Genomic DNA, 16,191 nt, shown 5'->3' on the forward strand with positions numbered 1-16,191 from the left:
ACTCCGAAGTCAAACTGGTGCTCACCCCGGCCTGGACCACCGACTGGATGTCGGACGACGGCAAACGCAAACTCGAAGAATATGGCATCGCACCGCCCAGTGGAAAAGCCGCGGTCAACGGGCCCATCATGATCCAGATGGCCGTCAAATGCCCGCAGTGCCACTCCCTGAACACCCGCGAAGTCACTCGATTTGGTTCCACCGCCTGCAAGGCGCTGTACACCTGCAACGATTGTTTGGAACCATTCGACTACTTCAAAGTCCACTAAGGAACTCGCTGTAATGACTGAAACCTTGAAGGCACCCGCACGGCGACGCGCACGGTTTAATGCCCTGACCGTCTCCGAGATCCGCCAGCTGACCGACGACGCCATTGAAGTCGCCTTTGGTATTCCAGAAGAACTCCAAGACGACTACAACTACGTGCCCGGCCAGTACGTGGCACTGCGCGCGACGATCGACGGCGAAGAACTCCGCCGCTCCTATTCCATCTGTGCCGAACCCGTACCCGGCGAAATCCGGGTTGCGATCAAACGCGACTTCGGTGGCCTCTTCTCCACCTGGGCACACGAAACCCTAACCGTGGGCGACACGATCAACGTGATGAACCCGCAAGGTTCTTTCACCTCGCGCATGCACTCTACCGCGCTGAACGACCCCGAAGCCATCGTGGAAGCACACGAAACCCAGGGCGGACACTTCGTGGCCATCGCCGCAGGCTCCGGCATCACCCCGATCATGTCGATCGTGGCGACCGTGCTCAGATCCACCGACAACACCACGATTGATCTGATTTATGCCAACCGGTCAGCCATGGACGTCATGTTCGCCGAAGAACTCGGGGACCTCAAGGACAAATACCCAGCCCGCCTGTCGATCCACCACGTACTATCCCGCGAGCAACGCGTCTCACCGCTGATGTCCGGGCGCATCGATGAAGAAAAACTTGACGAGCTGCTCACCAACATCATCCCGGTCGACAACACCGTTGAATGGTTCCTGTGCGGCCCATTCGAATTGGTCCAGATGACCCGCGACAAACTCAAAGAACGCAGCGTAGTTGAAGACGCCGTCCGCTATGAACTCTTTACCACCGGGGATCCCTCAGATGGGCCTCGCGGTCAACGCGGCCGCCCGGTTGATGTGGACCCGAGAGGCAAGAACCGGACCATCGAGTTCTCACTGGACGGCCTGTCGTCGTCGGTAGAAACTCCTGTGGCGGCCAACGAATCCGTGCTCAATGCAGCACTGCGCGTGCGTCCAGAAACCCCGTTTGCCTGCGCCGGTGGGGTCTGCGGAACCTGTCGCGCCAAGGTTGTGACCGGTACGTTTGAGATGGATGAAAACTACGCGCTGGAAGCCGACGAAGTCGAAGCCGGCTACGTGCTGACCTGTCAGACCAGACCAACCTCTGACACCCTGACCGTCGACTACGATGCCTAGGACGCCCATGATCACCCTTGAAATTACCGACAATATTGCCGAAGTCACCCTCAACGCGCCCGAGAAAATGAACGCGTTGGATGAGACCGCGATCAAAGACCTCGGCCAGGCCTACACAGACGCCGCCGACGCCGGGGTCCGCGCGCTGTTGCTGCGCGGTGAAGGCCGTGGCTTTAGCGCCGGACGCGACATTTCCAACGTCGATCCCGCCGTGGACGACGCCTACGAATACCTGTCCAATCTGGTCACCCCGGTGTTGCGCCAGATGGCCGAGTTCCCGGCACCCACCTTTGCCGCCGTCCAAGGCGCCTGCCTGGGCGTTGGCCTGGGCCTGGCCATTGCCACCGACGTCGTCTACGTTGCTGAAAATGCCAAGATCGGCTCGCCGTTTGCTAACCTGGGCGCCACCCTGGACTCGGGCGGCCACGCACTGTTCACCGAACGCCTCGGCGCTCACCGCACCCTGGATCTGATCTACACCGCAGACCTGATGTCGGGCAAAGAAGCCGTTGAACAAGGACTGTTCTCACGTTGGCTACCGGCCGAGCAGCTGCTGGACTTCACTCGTGAAAAAGTTGCCAAGGCCGCCCAGGGTGCCACCGGTGCCTTCCTGGCCTCGCGCGAGTTGGTCGCCCAAATCCGTGACCATCGCATCGGCCTGTGGGAATCGGTAGAGCAAGAAAACATTGCCCAGGGCAACCTGTGCTCGAGCGCCGACTACGCCGAAGGATTCGCCGCGTTTCAAGAAAAACGCAAACCAAATTTCACCGGCGTTCTCATCAAAGGTTCCTAACGGATTAGTTCAGAACCTAGCCAGCGCCAATACCGGTTTGTCATGAGTCGTCGCAACCCATTGACCGGGGCACAGCAGCGTGCCAAAGTATGCTGCGTTGAAATATTTTACAAAGGAGCCACGTGGTAGCAGAAGCATTCTTAGTCTCGGGGAAACGCACCCCGGTGGGCCGGCACTCCGGAGCCCTGAGTTCCGTACGCCCCGACGACCTAGCCGCAACGACCATCAAAGCCGTTCTGGAAGACACCGGGATTGATCCGGCCGACGTCGATGAGGTCCTGTTGGGCAACGCGAACGGTGCCGGTGAAGAAAACCGCAACGTGGCGCGCATGGCCTGGCTGCTGGCCGGTGGCGACCAATCGGTACCCGCGATGACAGTGAACCGGCTGTGTGCTTCGGGCATGTCGGCGATTGAAACCGCTTCGCGCATGATCGCTACCGGGGACGCCGATATTGTGATCGCCGGCGGGGTCGAATCCATGTCGCGTGCTCCCTGGGTATTGGAAAAACCAACCCGCGCATTCGGTCAACCCGGCCAGATGTTCGACTCGGCCCTGGGCTGGCGCTTCGTCAACCCGCGCTTTGAACACGGCGATCTGTCGCGTGATGGCAAAATGACCTATTCGATGACCGAAACCGCCCAAGAAGTCGCCAACGTCGATGGCATCACCCGTCAAGAGGCTGACGAGTTCGCCGTCGCCTCCCAAGCCAAGGCCGTCGCCGCGCAACAGGCCGGCTGCTTCGACAACGAAATTGTGCCGGTGGAAATCACTGACCGCAAGGGCAATGTCACCGTCGTGGACACCGATGAGGGCCCACGCCCCGGCACTACGGTTGAGGCTCTGGCCAAGCTCCGCCCGGTCACCGGCCTCGGCGATGTCGTGACCGCAGGCAACTCCTCCAGCCTCAACGACGGCGCGTCTGCCATTATCGTGGCCTCGCAAAAGGCCATCGATAAATACAACCTTACGCCGCGCGCTCGCGTGGTTGCCGGTGGTTCGGCCGGCCTCGCCCCAGAAGTCATGGGCCTTGGTCCGGTGCCGGCCACCGAAAAAGTCCTGGCCAAAGCCGGCTGGACCGTCGATGACTTGGACGCCGCTGAAATCAATGAGGCGTTTGCAACCCAGTCGCTGGCCTCTATCCGCCGCCTGGGTTTGAACCCCGACATCGTCAACACCTGGGGTGGAGCCATCGCCCTGGGGCACCCGCTGGGCTCCTCCGGATCCCGCATCGTCATCACCCTGCTGTCGCGTTTGGAAGCCGCCCAACAATCCCGCGGCCTGGCCACCATGTGCATCGGCGTCGGTCAGGGTGCCGCCATGCTGATCGAACGCGTCTAACACCACTAAGATTTCAGGAGCACCATGACGAATACCCTTCCAACCACCGTTGGCGTGCTGGGCGGCGGCCGCATGGGCGCCGGCATCGCCCACGCCTTCCTGACCTCCGGTAGCAACGTTGTTGTTGTAGAACGTGACGACGAAGCCGCGGCTGCAGCCCGCGAGCGAGTCCTGCGCGACGTCACCGGCTCCGTGGAACGCGGCAAAGTCCAGGGCGGCATTGCCGACTACGAAGCCAAACTCACCGTGACCACCCAACAGGAAGCCTTCGCCGACGCCGGTCTGGTCATCGAGGCCGTCCCGGAAGACTTCAAGCTGAAAGTCTCTGCGTTGCAGTCGGTTGAACAGCATCTGCCCGACGACGCGTACCTGGCCACCAACACCTCATCGATGTCGGTGGACGGGCTGGCCGAACAGCTCAACCGTCCACATAACTTCTGTGGCCTACACTTCTTCAATCCGGTGCCGGCTTCGAAACTTGTGGAGGTCGTCGTTGGAAAACAGACTTCCGATGAGCTCAAAGCCCTGACGACACAATGGACCGAGGGCATCGGCAAGACCGCGGTGACCGTCACCGATGCGCCCGGCTTTGCCTCCTCGCGACTGGGTGTGGCCCTTGGTCTAGAAGCCATCCGCATGGTCGAAGAAGGCGTTGCGTCGGCCCAAGACATCGACAACGCGATGGTCCTGGGCTATAAACACCCGATTGGTCCGCTGGCGCTGACCGATATTGTGGGTCTGGATGTGCGGTTGGGGATTGCCGAATACCTCGAAGATAAGCTTGGTTCGCGCTTTGCGCCACCTCAACTGATGCGTGACATGGTTGAACGCGGCGAGTTGGGCCGCAAGTCTGGAAAAGGTTTCTACACTTACGACGACTAAATCCCAGGTCGCCCGGTAAGGGACAGAAAATTCAAAGCGCTGCTAATGAGAAAATTGCAACAGATTTTCTCATTAGCAGCGCTTTATGTTTCACCACATCCTGGTTTGACTGCGGCGTCTATAACTAACTCAGCGTTTATTCTGCGTGTAGTCGTTCTGTAGTCGTGCCTGAGATAGGCTGGCACTACGGTGCAAAACATATGTGGATCATCATTTTGATCCATTGTGGGCCGATCGTACTGGGATGCTAACGGCCGGGAATCAAACGGCTCTGACCGACGTCGTGATGCATGGATATTGAACGCAGAGTCCGAGCTATTCAACAAGAGCCTGACGCGGTAAAAGATCTGCCGCTGCCAGATGATGCTGTGGGAGAGCCTCGCGGCAGATCCGTTGTGAGGTCGGTTCGATTACCTGAAGCTGAATATGCGGAAATAGAACAATTGGCTCAGCAGTTGGACGTGCCGGTCAGCGCGCTGATGCGCGGTTGGGTGTTGCAAGGCTTGGCCGAAGAACACGACCTGTCTTTGCGGGGAGCCATTGAACGCGTACTGGGTGAGGCCGATCGATTACGCAGAATTGCTCGCCAAGATGATGTGGCCCAAAACTGATATCGTCAGCCTAGACATGCACCTTGGAACTTCCGAGTACCGAACTTCGGTCGGAGATACACTTCGCGACGCAGGCGTTATGAATTCGCGATGGAATCGCGTTGCTGTTCTTTGGTTTCCTGCAACCAGGTGATTGCACCAGCACCTATGGCCATAACGATGCGCGGGTAGGGAACCTTGAGCCGCCGCAGCCCGCGTTCAAGCTTCTCATCAGCCCAGAAAACGGCCGCTGTTACAGCAAATAGTACCGCTCCAGTGCCCACACCAACGGCAATTATCGCAAGAGTTTTCGGCGATCCTACCAGCTGGTCGGACTGTGATTGGCGTTGTTGGGCTGATTGCTCTGCAACAGATTCTGGCTGAGAGGTGCCCGTGCCTTTCAAAAAATTACCGCGTGCGGCCGGATTCACGCTCAGATAGCTGCCCGCGATGCCACCAACCAGCGGCGGGGTCCAAAGCAGGCAACGGCGCACCCAACGCGGATATGCTCGGACCGGAATGAGCGTCAATGCGCCGGTGAGGATTGCTTGTGTCCAGGGATTCTGCAGAATTTCTGTACTAGGTCGGTCAGCTGACGAATCGGCATTGGTGACAGAACGCATGCTACCAGCCTAATCAGCAGCACAACGTCGTGTCTACCAAAGTAAACCCCATCTCCGCATGTCAACTGCGAGAAACAGTGTGTTTTGCCGCGCTTCAAATTGCAGTTGGCCGCCGTCATGATTTTTTGAATTGCTTGAAGCATTGAGTCTGCGCGTAGGGATTTGTACGCTACCAATCAGTAGATATGAATCTGAACGGACGGTAGACGTGTTGGCACCACAATCTTTCCAGGGCATTTACACTGCCTTTCTTGACCGCGCTGAACAACACCCCGATAAGCCCGCATTTGAACTCAAAGATGGGAGGCATATTACCTACCACGATCTACTCACCGATGCACAACGCATCGCACACCTGTTGACTCGAGCTGGTGTGCAACCAGGAGATCGAGTTGCCTGCCAAGTCAAGAAATCTGTGCGTGCGGTCGCCGCGTATCTTGCTGTTCTACAAATCGGTGGCATCTATCTGCCACTGAATATCGCGTATACCGGAGCTGAACTGCAATACTTTCTGGACGATGCCGAGCCTACAGCGGTCGTGGTGGACCCAGCCAACGCCGCGACAGTACGCGACATGACTTCCGACGTCGCAATTTTTACCCTCGATGCGCAAGGTAGTGGCACCGTGAGCGCGTGTGAAACCCGGTTGACCACCATTGCTCCTGCGAAAGCCGAGGATCCTGCAGCCATTCTCTATACGTCCGGGACCACCGGGCGTTCCAAGGGTGCGGTACTGACCCACGGGAACTTGGCGTCCAACTGTCATGCGCTGCTGGAAGCATGGGAGTTTACCGGTGAAGATCGGCTGATCCACGCCCTGCCCATCTTTCATATTCACGGGTTGTTCGTGGCGATCAATATGAGCTTGGCGGCCGGTGCCACGATGTTGTGGATGGATGGTTTCGACGTCGATGGCATCGTTGATCGCATGTCGACCGCAACGGTGCTGATGGGAGTGCCTACCTTCTATACTCGGATGCTGGCTTCTGAACGACTCACCCGAGATGCCGTACAGAACATGCGGTTATTTATCTCGGGTTCTGCGCCGTTGCTGACCGCTGATTTTGAGGCATTTTATGAGCGCACCGGGCATTACATTCTGGAGCGCTACGGCATGACCGAAACCGGGATGAACACGACGAACCCGTATCACCGTGAGCGTCGACCAGGCAGCGTTGGGCAGCCATTGCCGGGCATCGACGTCACCGTGGCTGACCCGAAGACCGGGGAGGCCATGCCCGCCGGGCAGATCGGGTCGATTGAGGTTCGCGGGCCCAATGTCTTTGACCGGTACTGGCGCAATCCAGACAAAACCCGCGAGGAGAAACGCGACAACGGATTCTTTATCACCGGCGACCAAGGGTATTACGACACCGACGGCTACCTGCACATTTCGGGTCGGTCCAAGGACATGATCATCTCGGGCGGCTATAACGTCTACCCCAAAGAAGTGGAGCAGCTGCTGGACGACCACCCGTTGATTGCAGAGTCGGCTGTCATTGGCATCCCACACGCTGACCTGGGGGAGAGCGTGGTGGCCGTACTTGTTGCTGCCAACGGTCAGGTCCCAAGTGATGCTGAGCTGACCGGCATGCTGGCCGATCAGCTGGCCCGCTATAAACAACCGCGTGCCTACCGGGTGATCCCAGAACTGCCACGCAATGTGATGGGCAAAGTGCAAAAGGCCCAGCTGCGCGAAGAGTTTGCCGATATTTTCACGTTCTAGAAAGGCTCAGGTCCGACACATCGAAATCGCCACGTGAGCGAAACGTGCCGTGCTCAGGGCGTGCTCACTCATCGATCAAGTGCGTCTTATCCGGCAGTGGCACTTCCGCGGGACCCCGGATGACTGAACCATCCGGCGTGAACCTCGAACCGTGGCAGGGACAGGCCCACTGGGAATCCGGGGCGTTCCAGAGCACGATGCCGCCGGCGTGGGTGCATACCGCCGAGACGGCGTCCAGCTGTCCGTCGTCGTCCTTATACACGGCCAGTTGCTCTCCACCACTGCGGACCACGGCCGCCTCACCCGGGGCCAGCCCCGTGATGATCTCGTTCGCGTCGCGGTCGGTGCCGCTGCTGGTGCGCGCAGAGATTAATGCGCTGTCGATAGCGGGAAGCTCGCGAGACGGGTTGAAGATATCGCGGTATTGGCTGGTGACTTGGCCGCCGGTGATGAGATCACGGAGGATGGCTCCGGTGACGCCGGCACTTGTCAGTCCCCAGCCACCAAAGCCCGTGGCGATATAGAGTCCGTCGTCGGCCAGCGAGCCGATGAGCGGGATACCGTCGGCGGTTGAGTAGTCCTGGGTCGTCCACCGGTATTCGACTTCGCCGACGTTGAAGTGTTCGCGTGCCCAAGTCTCAAGGTCGTCATACGGTTCGGCCCCGGTATTGGGATCCTCAACATACGAGCCGCCACCAACCTGCAGCAGCTGGCCTTCGGCGCGCTTGATGGTCCGTATGGACCGCATCGGGCGCTCGTAGGAGATCAGTACACCCCCGGGACCGGTAGCGCCGCGCAGCAGCGGCAGGGCGACCACAAATCCTTGATGACAATACATCCGCTCCCACAAATCGTCGCCTACACCGGCCGTGGGGGTCAGGGCGGCTACGACGACGTTATCCGCGTGCACTTGGCCCTCTTTGGTACTGACGGTCCAGTGGGTGTCGAAGCTGATGTCTTTGGCTCTACTGGATTCGAAGATCTGCACCCCGCGCTTAGCCAGCGCAGACGCAAGCGGGATGAGGAGCCGTCGTGGATGGACCTGAGCCTGGTCAGTGAATCGCACGGCACCGACCGTCTCAAACGGGATCGGGACCTCGGTGGTGAAGGATGCTGGAAGCCCTGCGTCGGCTGCGGCCTGGGCTTCGGCCTGCAGCGCCTCGACACTGTCGGGATCTGTGCCGTAAATGTAGGCATCGCGGGCCTGGATGGCGTCGTCGATCTGCAACTGACCTGCGATATCGCGGATGCGTTGCAGTGCATCCTGGTTCGCCCGGGCATAACTGCGTGCGACGTCGGCGCCCTGTTCTTGTGTCAGGCGTAGGTAGCGGGTTCCGTGCTGCGAGGTGAGTTTCGCTGTGGTGTAACCGGTGACAGATGAGGCTATGCGCCCACCTTCTAGAATTGCCACGCGCAGACCGGCCTCGGAGAGTTCAAACGCGCTCATCAGACCGGCGATACCTCCGCCAACAATACAAGCATCAACGGTTATCTCGCTTTGTAGTGCAGGATAGGAGGTAGGCGGTACCGAGTCCATCCAGTATGAGTTTCCGGCTTTTAGCGGGCTCATGGCACGCCCTTTCCATCAAACTTTCACGACAGTGAGCCAATAGTAGCACCGAGCATTCATGGGGCCCAGGGGTCTGGAAGTTTGTGGAACTTGGAGTGGCGTCTCACCAATGGGTGAGGGCGGTCAGTTCACCGGCTTGCTTCATTCATTTGTAGGATGATTCGGATTGCCGTTCTTTATCTTGTCCGGAATTCGCGAATACTGTGTACGCTTCAACAAGCTCAGCACAGAGCATTGATGCTTTCATTCAAGTGAGGGCTCGTGGCCTCGTTGGTTTTTGTGAGGCGGTCCAGGCTCTCGTGCCTAACTCAGGTCCAGCAGATCGCGCAACTGTTGGAAGGCTTCGGGGACCACACTGTAGTGCGCCCATCTGCCACGTTGTTCTCGGGTAATCAACCCAGCGTCGACGAGCTTTTTCATGTGATGACTCACGGTGGGCTGGGTGATGCCAAGTTCTTTGGTCAGATCACAGGCGCAGACCTCTTGGCAGCCCTGGGCCGTAATGTGCGACAACAACTGCAGGCGGGTGGGATCCGCCAGGGCTTTCAGCATGCCAGCGAAGCGACCAGCCTGCTCAGCATCAATGGGGCCATCGGTCAGCGAACAACATTGCGCAACAGGGTGAAGGATCAGGCGGGGGTCGTTGATTGCGGTGCTCATACCTCCATCATACATTGACGGTTATCAATGTGTTAGAGTGGTCTCGCTTTTGACGGATTGACAACTATCAATATGAGGGGCTTAGAAGCTGTATGAGCACGAGCGCGAATGCCGCTGCGACCACGGGGTCGCCGGTGATGCAGGAGATGTCCTTCTTAGACCGGTGGCTGGCACTATGGATTCTGCTGGCCATGGGCGTAGGACTGGCATTGGGCCGGTTTGTGCCTGGACTCAATACCGCATTGGATTCGATGAGTGTCGGTGGGATCTCGCTGCCGATCGCCATTGGTTTGCTGGTCATGATGTATCCGGTGCTGGCCAAGGTCCGGTATAACGAAACCCATCGGATCACCGGGGACCGGAAACTGTTGATCCTGTCGCTGGTGTTGAATTGGGTGGTCGGCCCGTTATTCATGTTCGTGCTGGCTTGGGTGTTTTTGCCGGATCTCCCAGAGTATCGGACCGGACTGATCATCGTCGGGTTAGCCCGGTGTATCGCGATGGTCTTCATATGGAATGACATGGCCTGCGGAGATCGCGAGGCGGCAGCCGTGCTGGTGGCGATGAATTCGGTATTTCAACTGTTGGCCTACGGCGCGTTGGGCTGGTTCTACTTACAAGCACTGCCCTCCTGGCTCGGCTTAGAGACCACCTCCGCGGAGTTCTCCATCGGCGCGATCGTGCTGTCCGTGCTGGTGTTTTTGGGTATCCCCTTGCTAGCCGGATTTCTGACGCGCACCGTTGGCGAAAAAGCCAAGGGCCGCGACTGGTATGAAAATACCTTCCTGCCCAAGATTGGCCCGTGGTCGCTCTATGGTCTGCTATTTACCATCGTGTTGTTATTCGCGATGCAGGGCGAAGCCATCACCTCTCAGCCGCTGGATGTTGCCAGGATGGCTGTCCCGCTATTGATGTATTTCGTTTTGATGTTCCTGGTCAGCTTCTATGTCTCCATGATGGTGGGCCTCAATTATGCCAAGTCCACCTCGGTGGCGTTCACTGCATCGGGGAACAACTTTGAACTGGCCATCGCCGTGGCCATCGGGGCCTTTGGGGTCACCTCCGGCCAAGCTCTGGCCGGCGTGGTCGGACCACTCATCGAGGTTCCTGTGCTCGTCGGGCTGGTCTATGTCGCTCTGTGGTTGGGCCGCAGAATCTTCCCGAGCGACCCCACCGTGCCCACCTTCCGCACCGCCAAGACCCCAGCGGATGCCGACAGTATATCAACCACCACAGGAGCCTAAGCTCATGACCACCCGACAGTCTGTGCCCAGTGTGTTATTCGTTTGTGTGAGAAACGGCGGCAAATCCCAGATGGCCGCCGCCCTGATGCGCCACCACGCAGCACAGGCAGGACACCCGATTGAGGTGCACTCAGCCGACACTCAACCAGGTGAATCCATCAACCAGCTCGCCGCCGACGTGATCGCCGAGGTCGGGGCTGACATGTCAGCCGAATCCCCTCGAGCTATTGACCCGGAGTTGCTGCGCCGAATCAATCGCGTGGTCGTGCTCGGGGATGAGGCCCAGATCGACCCGGTAGAGTCCATGGCCGGCACGATCGAGACCTGGTCCACCGATGAACCTTCTGAACGCGGCATCCAGGGCATTGACCGGATGCGATTAGTGCGCGATGACATCGCTGCTCGCGTGCAAGCACTCTATACCGAATTCACCACTGCGGAAAGATAATGTGATGACCACCCCAACCCCTCCTCAGACCTCGGCTCCAGCCGACCAACCTTCCGTGCTGTTCGTGTGTGTCCACAACGCCGGGCGTTCCCAAATGGCTGCCGGATACCTCCGAGAGCTCGGTCAGGGTCGTGTCGAGGTTCGCTCTGCCGGGTCATCTCCAGGGGATCAACTCAACCCCGTGGCCGTGGAAGCCATGGCCGAAGAAGGCATTGACATCACTTTGGCCACCCCAACCATCCTCACCCCCGAAGCCGTCCAAGCATCCGACGTGGTCATTACCATGGGCTGTGGCGACGCGTGCCCCATTTTCCCGGGCAAACGCTACGAAGACTGGGAGCTCGAGGACCCGGCGGGCCAAGGTATCGAGGCCGTCAGGGTCATCCGTGACGACATCAAATCCCGCATCCAACAGCTCGTCGCCGAACTGCTGGCCCCCGTCGACTCCTGAACATCTATGTCATCGACGGTTCCGTCACCCATGGCGGGGCCCTGATGATTGCCCTGGCACAGCAGGCCACCACTTCGGCGCGGTCATCATCGCCACCGGCACGGCCTATAAGGAACTGTGGCCTGCTCGAGGAGTCGCGGTTCACTGGGAAGGGAGGGTCCTGGTGTGCGACCTGTGACGGTTTTTCATCCGCGACCAACACACGACCAACACATCGTGGATCATCTCGATGACCGTGTGCAAGAGCTCTGGCTGTAGATTCAAGGATGATCTGTCGCCTGAGCTTGGGGCATCCGCTCCGGGAGTGTTGCAGCTCTTGCCTCGAATTTGAGAAATTCGGGTGGGGTGACGATACCGGAGGAGAGGAATACTCTCAGTAGTACCTTAATTTATGCTGCCCCATAGAAAGTGATATGCCGGTGGTTGAGGTTCTGGGGTTACCCATCCCCGATGAGGGGCTCGTCTTTCTAGCGGTCATAGTGCTTCACGTGGTTACGGGGCTGACGGGCGTGGTGTGTGGAGCAACGGCTGCCCTGGCCCGCAAAGGCGGCCCCGTCCATGTCACCTTCGGCCTGATCTACGGCTGGGCGTTGGTGGCCATCATCGCCACGATGGCGGCGATGGCGGTCATGCGATGGCAGGAAAACTGGCATCTGGTGCCCATCGGGCTAGTGGCCGGCGGTGCCTTGGCTATCGGCTGGTTGGATCGGCGACGCAAAACTCCCGGACATGACCGCGTGCACATCGTGGCGATGGGTTGTTCCTATGTGGCGCTCCTGACCGGGTTCTACGTCGATAACGGCCCGCATCTTCCACTGTGGCGTTACCTGCCCGACTGGTCGTTCTGGGTGATACCTAGCGTCGTGGGGCTGCCGATCATCATCGCTGCACTCCGCCGTCGACCGGCATCACACGCTGTTGAGCCTCTGCCCGAACCAAGGTAGCTATACCTGCCCCACGGGTGGCTCCCGGGAAATCTTAGGAGCGGGCCAGTACAGCCCCGCACTAGCCTTCTTGTGAATCGCTGATGTCTTTTTTGACAGACAACTCCCGGCAGCAGCAATCGGGGTACTGGTCACAAGCGCGCACGATAACGCCTCGATTGACCACACATCCGCAATCCGCGCATCCCATATCCATCCTCCGATTCTATCAATTAACCGAAGAAGCACCGAGGTCTTGTCGAGGGCATCAGCTTCCACGTGTTTTGGGCCACGAGAATTGCTGATAGGTCAGCGAACGCTGTATGGTCAGTGTGTGCTGACTATTGCTTCTCGTCTTGATGTCATGAACCGGTTGGGTCGGGCGATGTCGGACCCCACCCGTTCTCGAATTTTGTTGTCGCTGCTTGATCAGCCCGGATATCCGGCTCAGTTAGCCGAAACCCTGGGCCTGACGCGGACGAATGTCTCGAATCATCTAGCCTGTTTGCGGGACTGCGGGATTGTGATCGCCGAGCCGGAGGGGAGGCGTACCCGTTATGAAATCGCCGACGCGCATCTAGCCCAGGCACTTAATGCGCTGGTGGATACGACCCTGGCCGTGGATGACAACGCGACCTGTCTCGACCCGGCTTGTCCGGTCGTCGGCTGCTGTGACACCGGGGGAGGCGATCGATAATGTCCGCTGCGTGTGGGTGCGAAGCATCCGAGCAAACCGTGGACCGCCAGGAGCACGCTGGGTGGTGGGCTGATCGCGCGATGCTCATCCCGGCAGTCTCCGGGGTGGCCCTGTTGGTCGGTCTGTGCCTTGAATGGTTCATTCCAGGCACTGGCCTAGCGGCCACAATATTGTTCTGGTTGGCGCTGGTGGCGTGTGCTTCCCAGTTCGTGCCCGGTGCTATGCGGGGGTTATTCACCTCGGGCCGGTTAGGCATCGGATTGTTGATGACCATTAGTGCCACCGGTGCGGTCATTCTTGGGTTCATTGAAGAAGCCGCCGCACTGGCCTTCTTGTATTCCATTGCCGAAGCCTTGGAGGATCGAGCCATGGATAAGGCCCGGTCGGGCCTGCGTGCTTTATTGTCGCTGATTCCTACCAATGCCACAGTCGTGGCAGCCGGGACCATTCGCACAATCCCGGTGGAATCGCTCGTACCGGGGGATTTACTGAACCTAGTAGCAGGGGAGCGATTGGCCACTGACGGTGTGGTGGTTTCCGGGCACAGCAGTCTGGACGTTTCGGCGATCACCGGTGAATCAATCCCGGTTGCGGTTGAACCCGGTGACCAGGTATTAGCCGGGTCGATCAATACCTCCGGTGTGCTCGAGGTCGAGGCCACAGCCGCTGGAACAGATAACTCACTGACCGCGGTCGTGGAATTGGTCGAACAGGCCCAGCATGACAAAGGCCAGCGGGCACGGATTGCTGACCGAATCGCCCGTCCATTGGTCCCGGGCGTGCTAATTCTGGCCGTCCTCGTGGCCGTCCTGGGGGCTCTACTGGATGATCCTGGAGTGTGGATTGAACGCGCGTTAGTGGTCCTGGTGGCGGCCTCGCCGTGTGCGCTGGCGATCTCGGTGCCGGTGACGGTCGTTTCTGGCATTGGCGCGGCCAGCAAGTTCGGTGTCATCATCAAATCTGGGGTCGCATTTGAACGCCTCGGTGGGATCCGTCATGTGGCCCTTGACAAGACTGGCACACTGACTCGGAACCAGCCGACCGTGATCGAGGTGCTGACCACCGATGGCAGTAGCCAGACAGAGGTACTCGGGTGGGCTGCCGCGCTGGAAATCCATAGCACCCACCCCCTGGCCGCCGCCATAATCACCGCCGCACCCCACACGCCGGTGGCCCGCCAGATCGAGGAGACCGCAGGTCACGGCATAACCGGCATAATTGACGGCGCACGAATCTCGGTGGGAAGCCCCCGCTGGCTGCGCCCAGGCTCGCTCACTGGCCCGGTCCAGGAACTGGAAGACCGCGGCATGACTGTGGTCATTGTGCACCGCGAGGACCAACCCGTGGGCGCGATCGGGGTGCGTGACGAACTCCGCCCAGAAACCGCCGACGTCATCCAAGAGTTAACCGAGACGGGCTACGGGGTCACCATGCTCACCGGGGACAACACCCGCACCGCAAACGCGTTGGCCCTGGAAGCCGGGATTGATGATGTCCGCGCCGAGCTGCATCCGGAAGGCAAGGCTCACGCCGTGGCGGAACTCCAAGAACATGGTCCGGTCGCAATGATTGGTGACGGGATCAACGACGCCCCGGCCTTGGCCTCAGCGCCGATCGGTATTGCCATGGGTGCCAAAGGCGCGGATGCCGCAGTAGAATCCGCCGATGTTGCGTTCACTGGCCATGACCTCAGCGTCCTGCCACGGGCGTTGCAGCATGCCAGCCGGGGACGCCGCATTATCAATCAGAACATCGTGTTGTCGTTGGCCATTATTGTTGGCCTGTTGCCGTTAGCCATCACCGGCGTGCTGGGGTTAGCCTCCGTAGTCCTAGTCCACGAGCTGGCAGAAGTCATCGTGATTGCCAACGGTCTGCGAGCTGGTCGCACCAAGGCCACCACCAGTTCACCACATCCTGGAATACCCGCAGAGTCAATTTCGACGACGACGGCTCACGCTGGAAGCCAGTCTGGCGCGTCCTGACTTTCTGGAGCGTGTACGCTCTGCCGTCGATGCATGTGGCAGTCATGTCGAGATTGACCCGGTCGATGGTTTCGCCGAGGTTCATGCTAGATATTCCAGAGCTTGCTGGATTGGACGTTTTGCCCGGGGCAGCCGAGACGCGACCTGGATCAGCCGGGCAGGTTTGCCGCCTTGGCGCAGCCATTCTTTCAGCGCATCACGGCCCAAGTCATAGCCGAGATCGCCCCGTAACCGGAAAGCATCAGTGATGGACCGCTCCGCGGAGTATATCCCGATGACCATATCTGTGCCGGGTATTGGGATCTCGTGTCGGCCTACATTGAAGGTGTCGCGGTCGAAGGAATGCCAAGCGATCGAAGTGTTGCCGGCCGGAATGCGTGCACCACGAGGGATCGCGATATCCAATGTTGTCGGGATGGCATCGGTGAGGTCGTAGTAGGCCAGCGCGGACGTCAAACTGATCGTGGCATCCGTGCCTCCATTGCACCTGTGGGTTGCTGATCACAACTCTCCTATCCGCAGGAGTCTCTGACTCGGGGTAAGCCGACTTGCCCAGACTGTCCCGGAGCTCCTCAGTAACTCTTGTTCTCACGATAGTACTTTGCGCAGTCACGCGCTCTCCCTACATTGTGCAACGACGGAACACTCTGCGACGTACACGGCTATATGCCGGTTGCCTAGTATTGGAATATGCCAAATATCGCGATAGAAATCGAAGCAACGGATCGCATCGAAGCGGATCGCATTCTGGCGCTCTACCAGCGAGGCAAACGACACATCGAGCTGGAAGCAGAAGTGACGAACGAAGTGTGGAGCCGA

Annotated in this window: 17 protein-coding genes and 1 pseudogene; 14 read left to right on the plus strand and 4 right to left on the minus strand. The window is 59.2% G+C overall.

Annotation, left to right across the window (positions count from 1 at the left end):
• From paaD to K8V32_RS04075, 6 genes are all read left to right on the plus strand, one after another.
• A partial coding sequence (gene paaD, locus K8V32_RS04050; RefSeq protein WP_303903260.1) for a 1,2-phenylacetyl-CoA epoxidase subunit PaaD occupies window positions 1-269 on the plus strand: 269 nt, incomplete at its 5' end.
• A gap of 13 nt (window positions 270-282) precedes the next feature.
• Window positions 283-1,443, plus strand: coding sequence for a 1,2-phenylacetyl-CoA epoxidase subunit PaaE (gene paaE / locus K8V32_RS04055; RefSeq protein ID WP_303903263.1), 1,161 nt, complete (start codon window positions 283-285; stop codon window positions 1,441-1,443).
• 7 nt (window positions 1,444-1,450) lie between these two features.
• Window positions 1,451-2,236, plus strand: a complete 786-nt coding sequence (locus K8V32_RS04060) for an enoyl-CoA hydratase/isomerase family protein (RefSeq protein ID WP_303903266.1) — start codon at window positions 1,451-1,453, stop codon at window positions 2,234-2,236.
• A 122-nt stretch (window positions 2,237-2,358) separates the two neighbouring features.
• Window positions 2,359-3,576, plus strand: a complete 1,218-nt coding sequence (locus tag K8V32_RS04065) for a thiolase family protein (protein WP_303903268.1) — start codon at window positions 2,359-2,361, stop codon at window positions 3,574-3,576.
• A gap of 24 nt (window positions 3,577-3,600) precedes the next feature.
• A complete protein-coding gene (locus K8V32_RS04070; protein WP_303903271.1) occupies window positions 3,601-4,458 on the plus strand; it encodes a 3-hydroxyacyl-CoA dehydrogenase family protein in 858 nt (285 codons plus the stop codon).
• A gap of 290 nt (window positions 4,459-4,748) precedes the next feature.
• Window positions 4,749-5,069 (plus strand): hypothetical protein, encoded by a 321-nt coding sequence (locus K8V32_RS04075; RefSeq protein WP_303903274.1) that lies wholly within the window; start codon window positions 4,749-4,751, stop codon window positions 5,067-5,069.
• 77 nt (window positions 5,070-5,146) lie between these two features.
• Here the strand turns inward: K8V32_RS04075 and K8V32_RS04080 are convergent, their stop codons facing one another.
• Window positions 5,147-5,671 (minus strand): hypothetical protein, encoded by a 525-nt coding sequence (locus K8V32_RS04080; RefSeq protein WP_303903277.1) that lies wholly within the window; start codon window positions 5,669-5,671, stop codon window positions 5,147-5,149.
• 208 nt (window positions 5,672-5,879) lie between these two features.
• On the opposite strand from K8V32_RS04080, the gene K8V32_RS04085 reads away from it, so the two are divergent.
• On the plus strand, window positions 5,880-7,397 hold the full coding sequence (locus tag K8V32_RS04085; protein ID WP_303903280.1) for an AMP-binding protein: 1,518 nt from the start codon (window positions 5,880-5,882) through the stop codon (window positions 7,395-7,397).
• A gap of 64 nt (window positions 7,398-7,461) precedes the next feature.
• Here the strand turns inward: K8V32_RS04085 and K8V32_RS04090 are convergent, their stop codons facing one another.
• Window positions 7,462-8,967, minus strand: a complete 1,506-nt coding sequence (locus tag K8V32_RS04090; protein ID WP_303903283.1) for an FAD-dependent oxidoreductase — start codon at window positions 8,965-8,967, stop codon at window positions 7,462-7,464.
• Between the two features lie 303 nt (window positions 8,968-9,270).
• A complete protein-coding gene (locus K8V32_RS04095; RefSeq protein WP_303903286.1) occupies window positions 9,271-9,627 on the minus strand; it encodes an ArsR/SmtB family transcription factor in 357 nt (118 codons plus the stop codon).
• 92 nt (window positions 9,628-9,719) lie between these two features.
• Here K8V32_RS04095 and arsB point away from each other — a divergent pair, with 92 nt between their 5' ends.
• From arsB to K8V32_RS04125, 7 genes and pseudogenes are all read left to right on the plus strand, one after another.
• Window positions 9,720-10,871, plus strand: a complete 1,152-nt coding sequence (gene arsB, locus K8V32_RS04100) for an ACR3 family arsenite efflux transporter (protein ID WP_303903290.1) — start codon at window positions 9,720-9,722, stop codon at window positions 10,869-10,871.
• Window positions 10,872-10,875: 4 nt separating this feature from the next.
• On the plus strand, window positions 10,876-11,319 hold the full coding sequence (locus K8V32_RS04105) for an arsenate-mycothiol transferase ArsC (RefSeq protein ID WP_303903293.1): 444 nt from the start codon (window positions 10,876-10,878) through the stop codon (window positions 11,317-11,319).
• A 4-nt stretch (window positions 11,320-11,323) separates the two neighbouring features.
• Entirely contained in the window at window positions 11,324-11,770 is a 447-nt protein-coding gene (locus K8V32_RS04110) for an arsenate reductase ArsC (protein ID WP_043055311.1), read from the plus strand.
• Between the two features lie 79 nt (window positions 11,771-11,849).
• Window positions 11,850-11,955 (plus strand): annotated as a pseudogene (locus K8V32_RS14720) (thioredoxin-disulfide reductase); the annotation flags it as partial.
• Between the two features lie 228 nt (window positions 11,956-12,183).
• Window positions 12,184-12,714 (plus strand): hypothetical protein, encoded by a 531-nt coding sequence (locus K8V32_RS04115; protein WP_303903301.1) that lies wholly within the window; start codon window positions 12,184-12,186, stop codon window positions 12,712-12,714.
• A gap of 313 nt (window positions 12,715-13,027) precedes the next feature.
• A complete protein-coding gene (cmtR, locus tag K8V32_RS04120; protein WP_303903304.1) occupies window positions 13,028-13,390 on the plus strand; it encodes a Cd(II)/Pb(II)-sensing metalloregulatory transcriptional regulator CmtR in 363 nt (120 codons plus the stop codon).
• On the plus strand, window positions 13,390-15,372 hold the full coding sequence (locus K8V32_RS04125; protein ID WP_303903308.1) for a heavy metal translocating P-type ATPase: 1,983 nt from the start codon (window positions 13,390-13,392) through the stop codon (window positions 15,370-15,372). The genes cmtR and K8V32_RS04125 overlap by 1 nt, the downstream gene beginning before the upstream one ends.
• A gap of 81 nt (window positions 15,373-15,453) precedes the next feature.
• Here the strand turns inward: K8V32_RS04125 and K8V32_RS04130 are convergent, their stop codons facing one another.
• Window positions 15,454-15,828 carry a type IV toxin-antitoxin system AbiEi family antitoxin domain-containing protein gene (locus tag K8V32_RS04130; protein ID WP_303903311.1) on the minus strand — a complete coding sequence of 125 codons (375 nt, stop codon included), beginning with the start codon at window positions 15,826-15,828 and terminating at the stop codon, window positions 15,454-15,456.
• Between the last annotated feature and the right edge of the window lie 363 nt (window positions 15,829-16,191).

Source organism: Enteractinococcus helveticum (genome assembly GCF_020742345.1).
Lineage (GTDB): Bacteria > Actinomycetota > Actinomycetes > Actinomycetales > Micrococcaceae > Yaniella > Yaniella helvetica_A.

Excerpts from the sequence above, each read along its gene's own strand:
- K8V32_RS04060 (WP_303903266.1), top strand. The coding sequence starts at position 1,451 with ATGATCACCCTTGAAATTACCGACAATATTGCCGAAGTCACCCTCAAC.
- K8V32_RS04095 (WP_303903286.1), bottom strand. The coding sequence starts at position 9,627 with ATGAGCACCGCAATCAACGACCCCCGCCTGATCCTTCACCCTGTTGCG.
- arsB (WP_303903290.1), top strand. The coding sequence starts at position 9,720 with ATGAGCACGAGCGCGAATGCCGCTGCGACCACGGGGTCGCCGGTGATG.
- paaE (WP_303903263.1), top strand. The coding sequence starts at position 283 with ATGACTGAAACCTTGAAGGCACCCGCACGGCGACGCGCACGGTTTAAT.
- K8V32_RS04105 (WP_303903293.1), top strand. The coding sequence starts at position 10,876 with ATGACCACCCGACAGTCTGTGCCCAGTGTGTTATTCGTTTGTGTGAGA.
- K8V32_RS04125 (WP_303903308.1), top strand. The coding sequence starts at position 13,390 with ATGTCCGCTGCGTGTGGGTGCGAAGCATCCGAGCAAACCGTGGACCGC.
- K8V32_RS04090 (WP_303903283.1), bottom strand. The coding sequence starts at position 8,967 with ATGAGCCCGCTAAAAGCCGGAAACTCATACTGGATGGACTCGGTACCG.
- K8V32_RS04115 (WP_303903301.1), top strand. The coding sequence starts at position 12,184 with ATGCCGGTGGTTGAGGTTCTGGGGTTACCCATCCCCGATGAGGGGCTC.
- K8V32_RS04080 (WP_303903277.1), bottom strand. The coding sequence starts at position 5,671 with ATGCGTTCTGTCACCAATGCCGATTCGTCAGCTGACCGACCTAGTACA.
- K8V32_RS04075 (WP_303903274.1), top strand. The coding sequence starts at position 4,749 with ATGGATATTGAACGCAGAGTCCGAGCTATTCAACAAGAGCCTGACGCG.
- K8V32_RS04070 (WP_303903271.1), top strand. The coding sequence starts at position 3,601 with ATGACGAATACCCTTCCAACCACCGTTGGCGTGCTGGGCGGCGGCCGC.
- K8V32_RS04110 (WP_043055311.1), top strand. The coding sequence starts at position 11,324 with ATGACCACCCCAACCCCTCCTCAGACCTCGGCTCCAGCCGACCAACCT.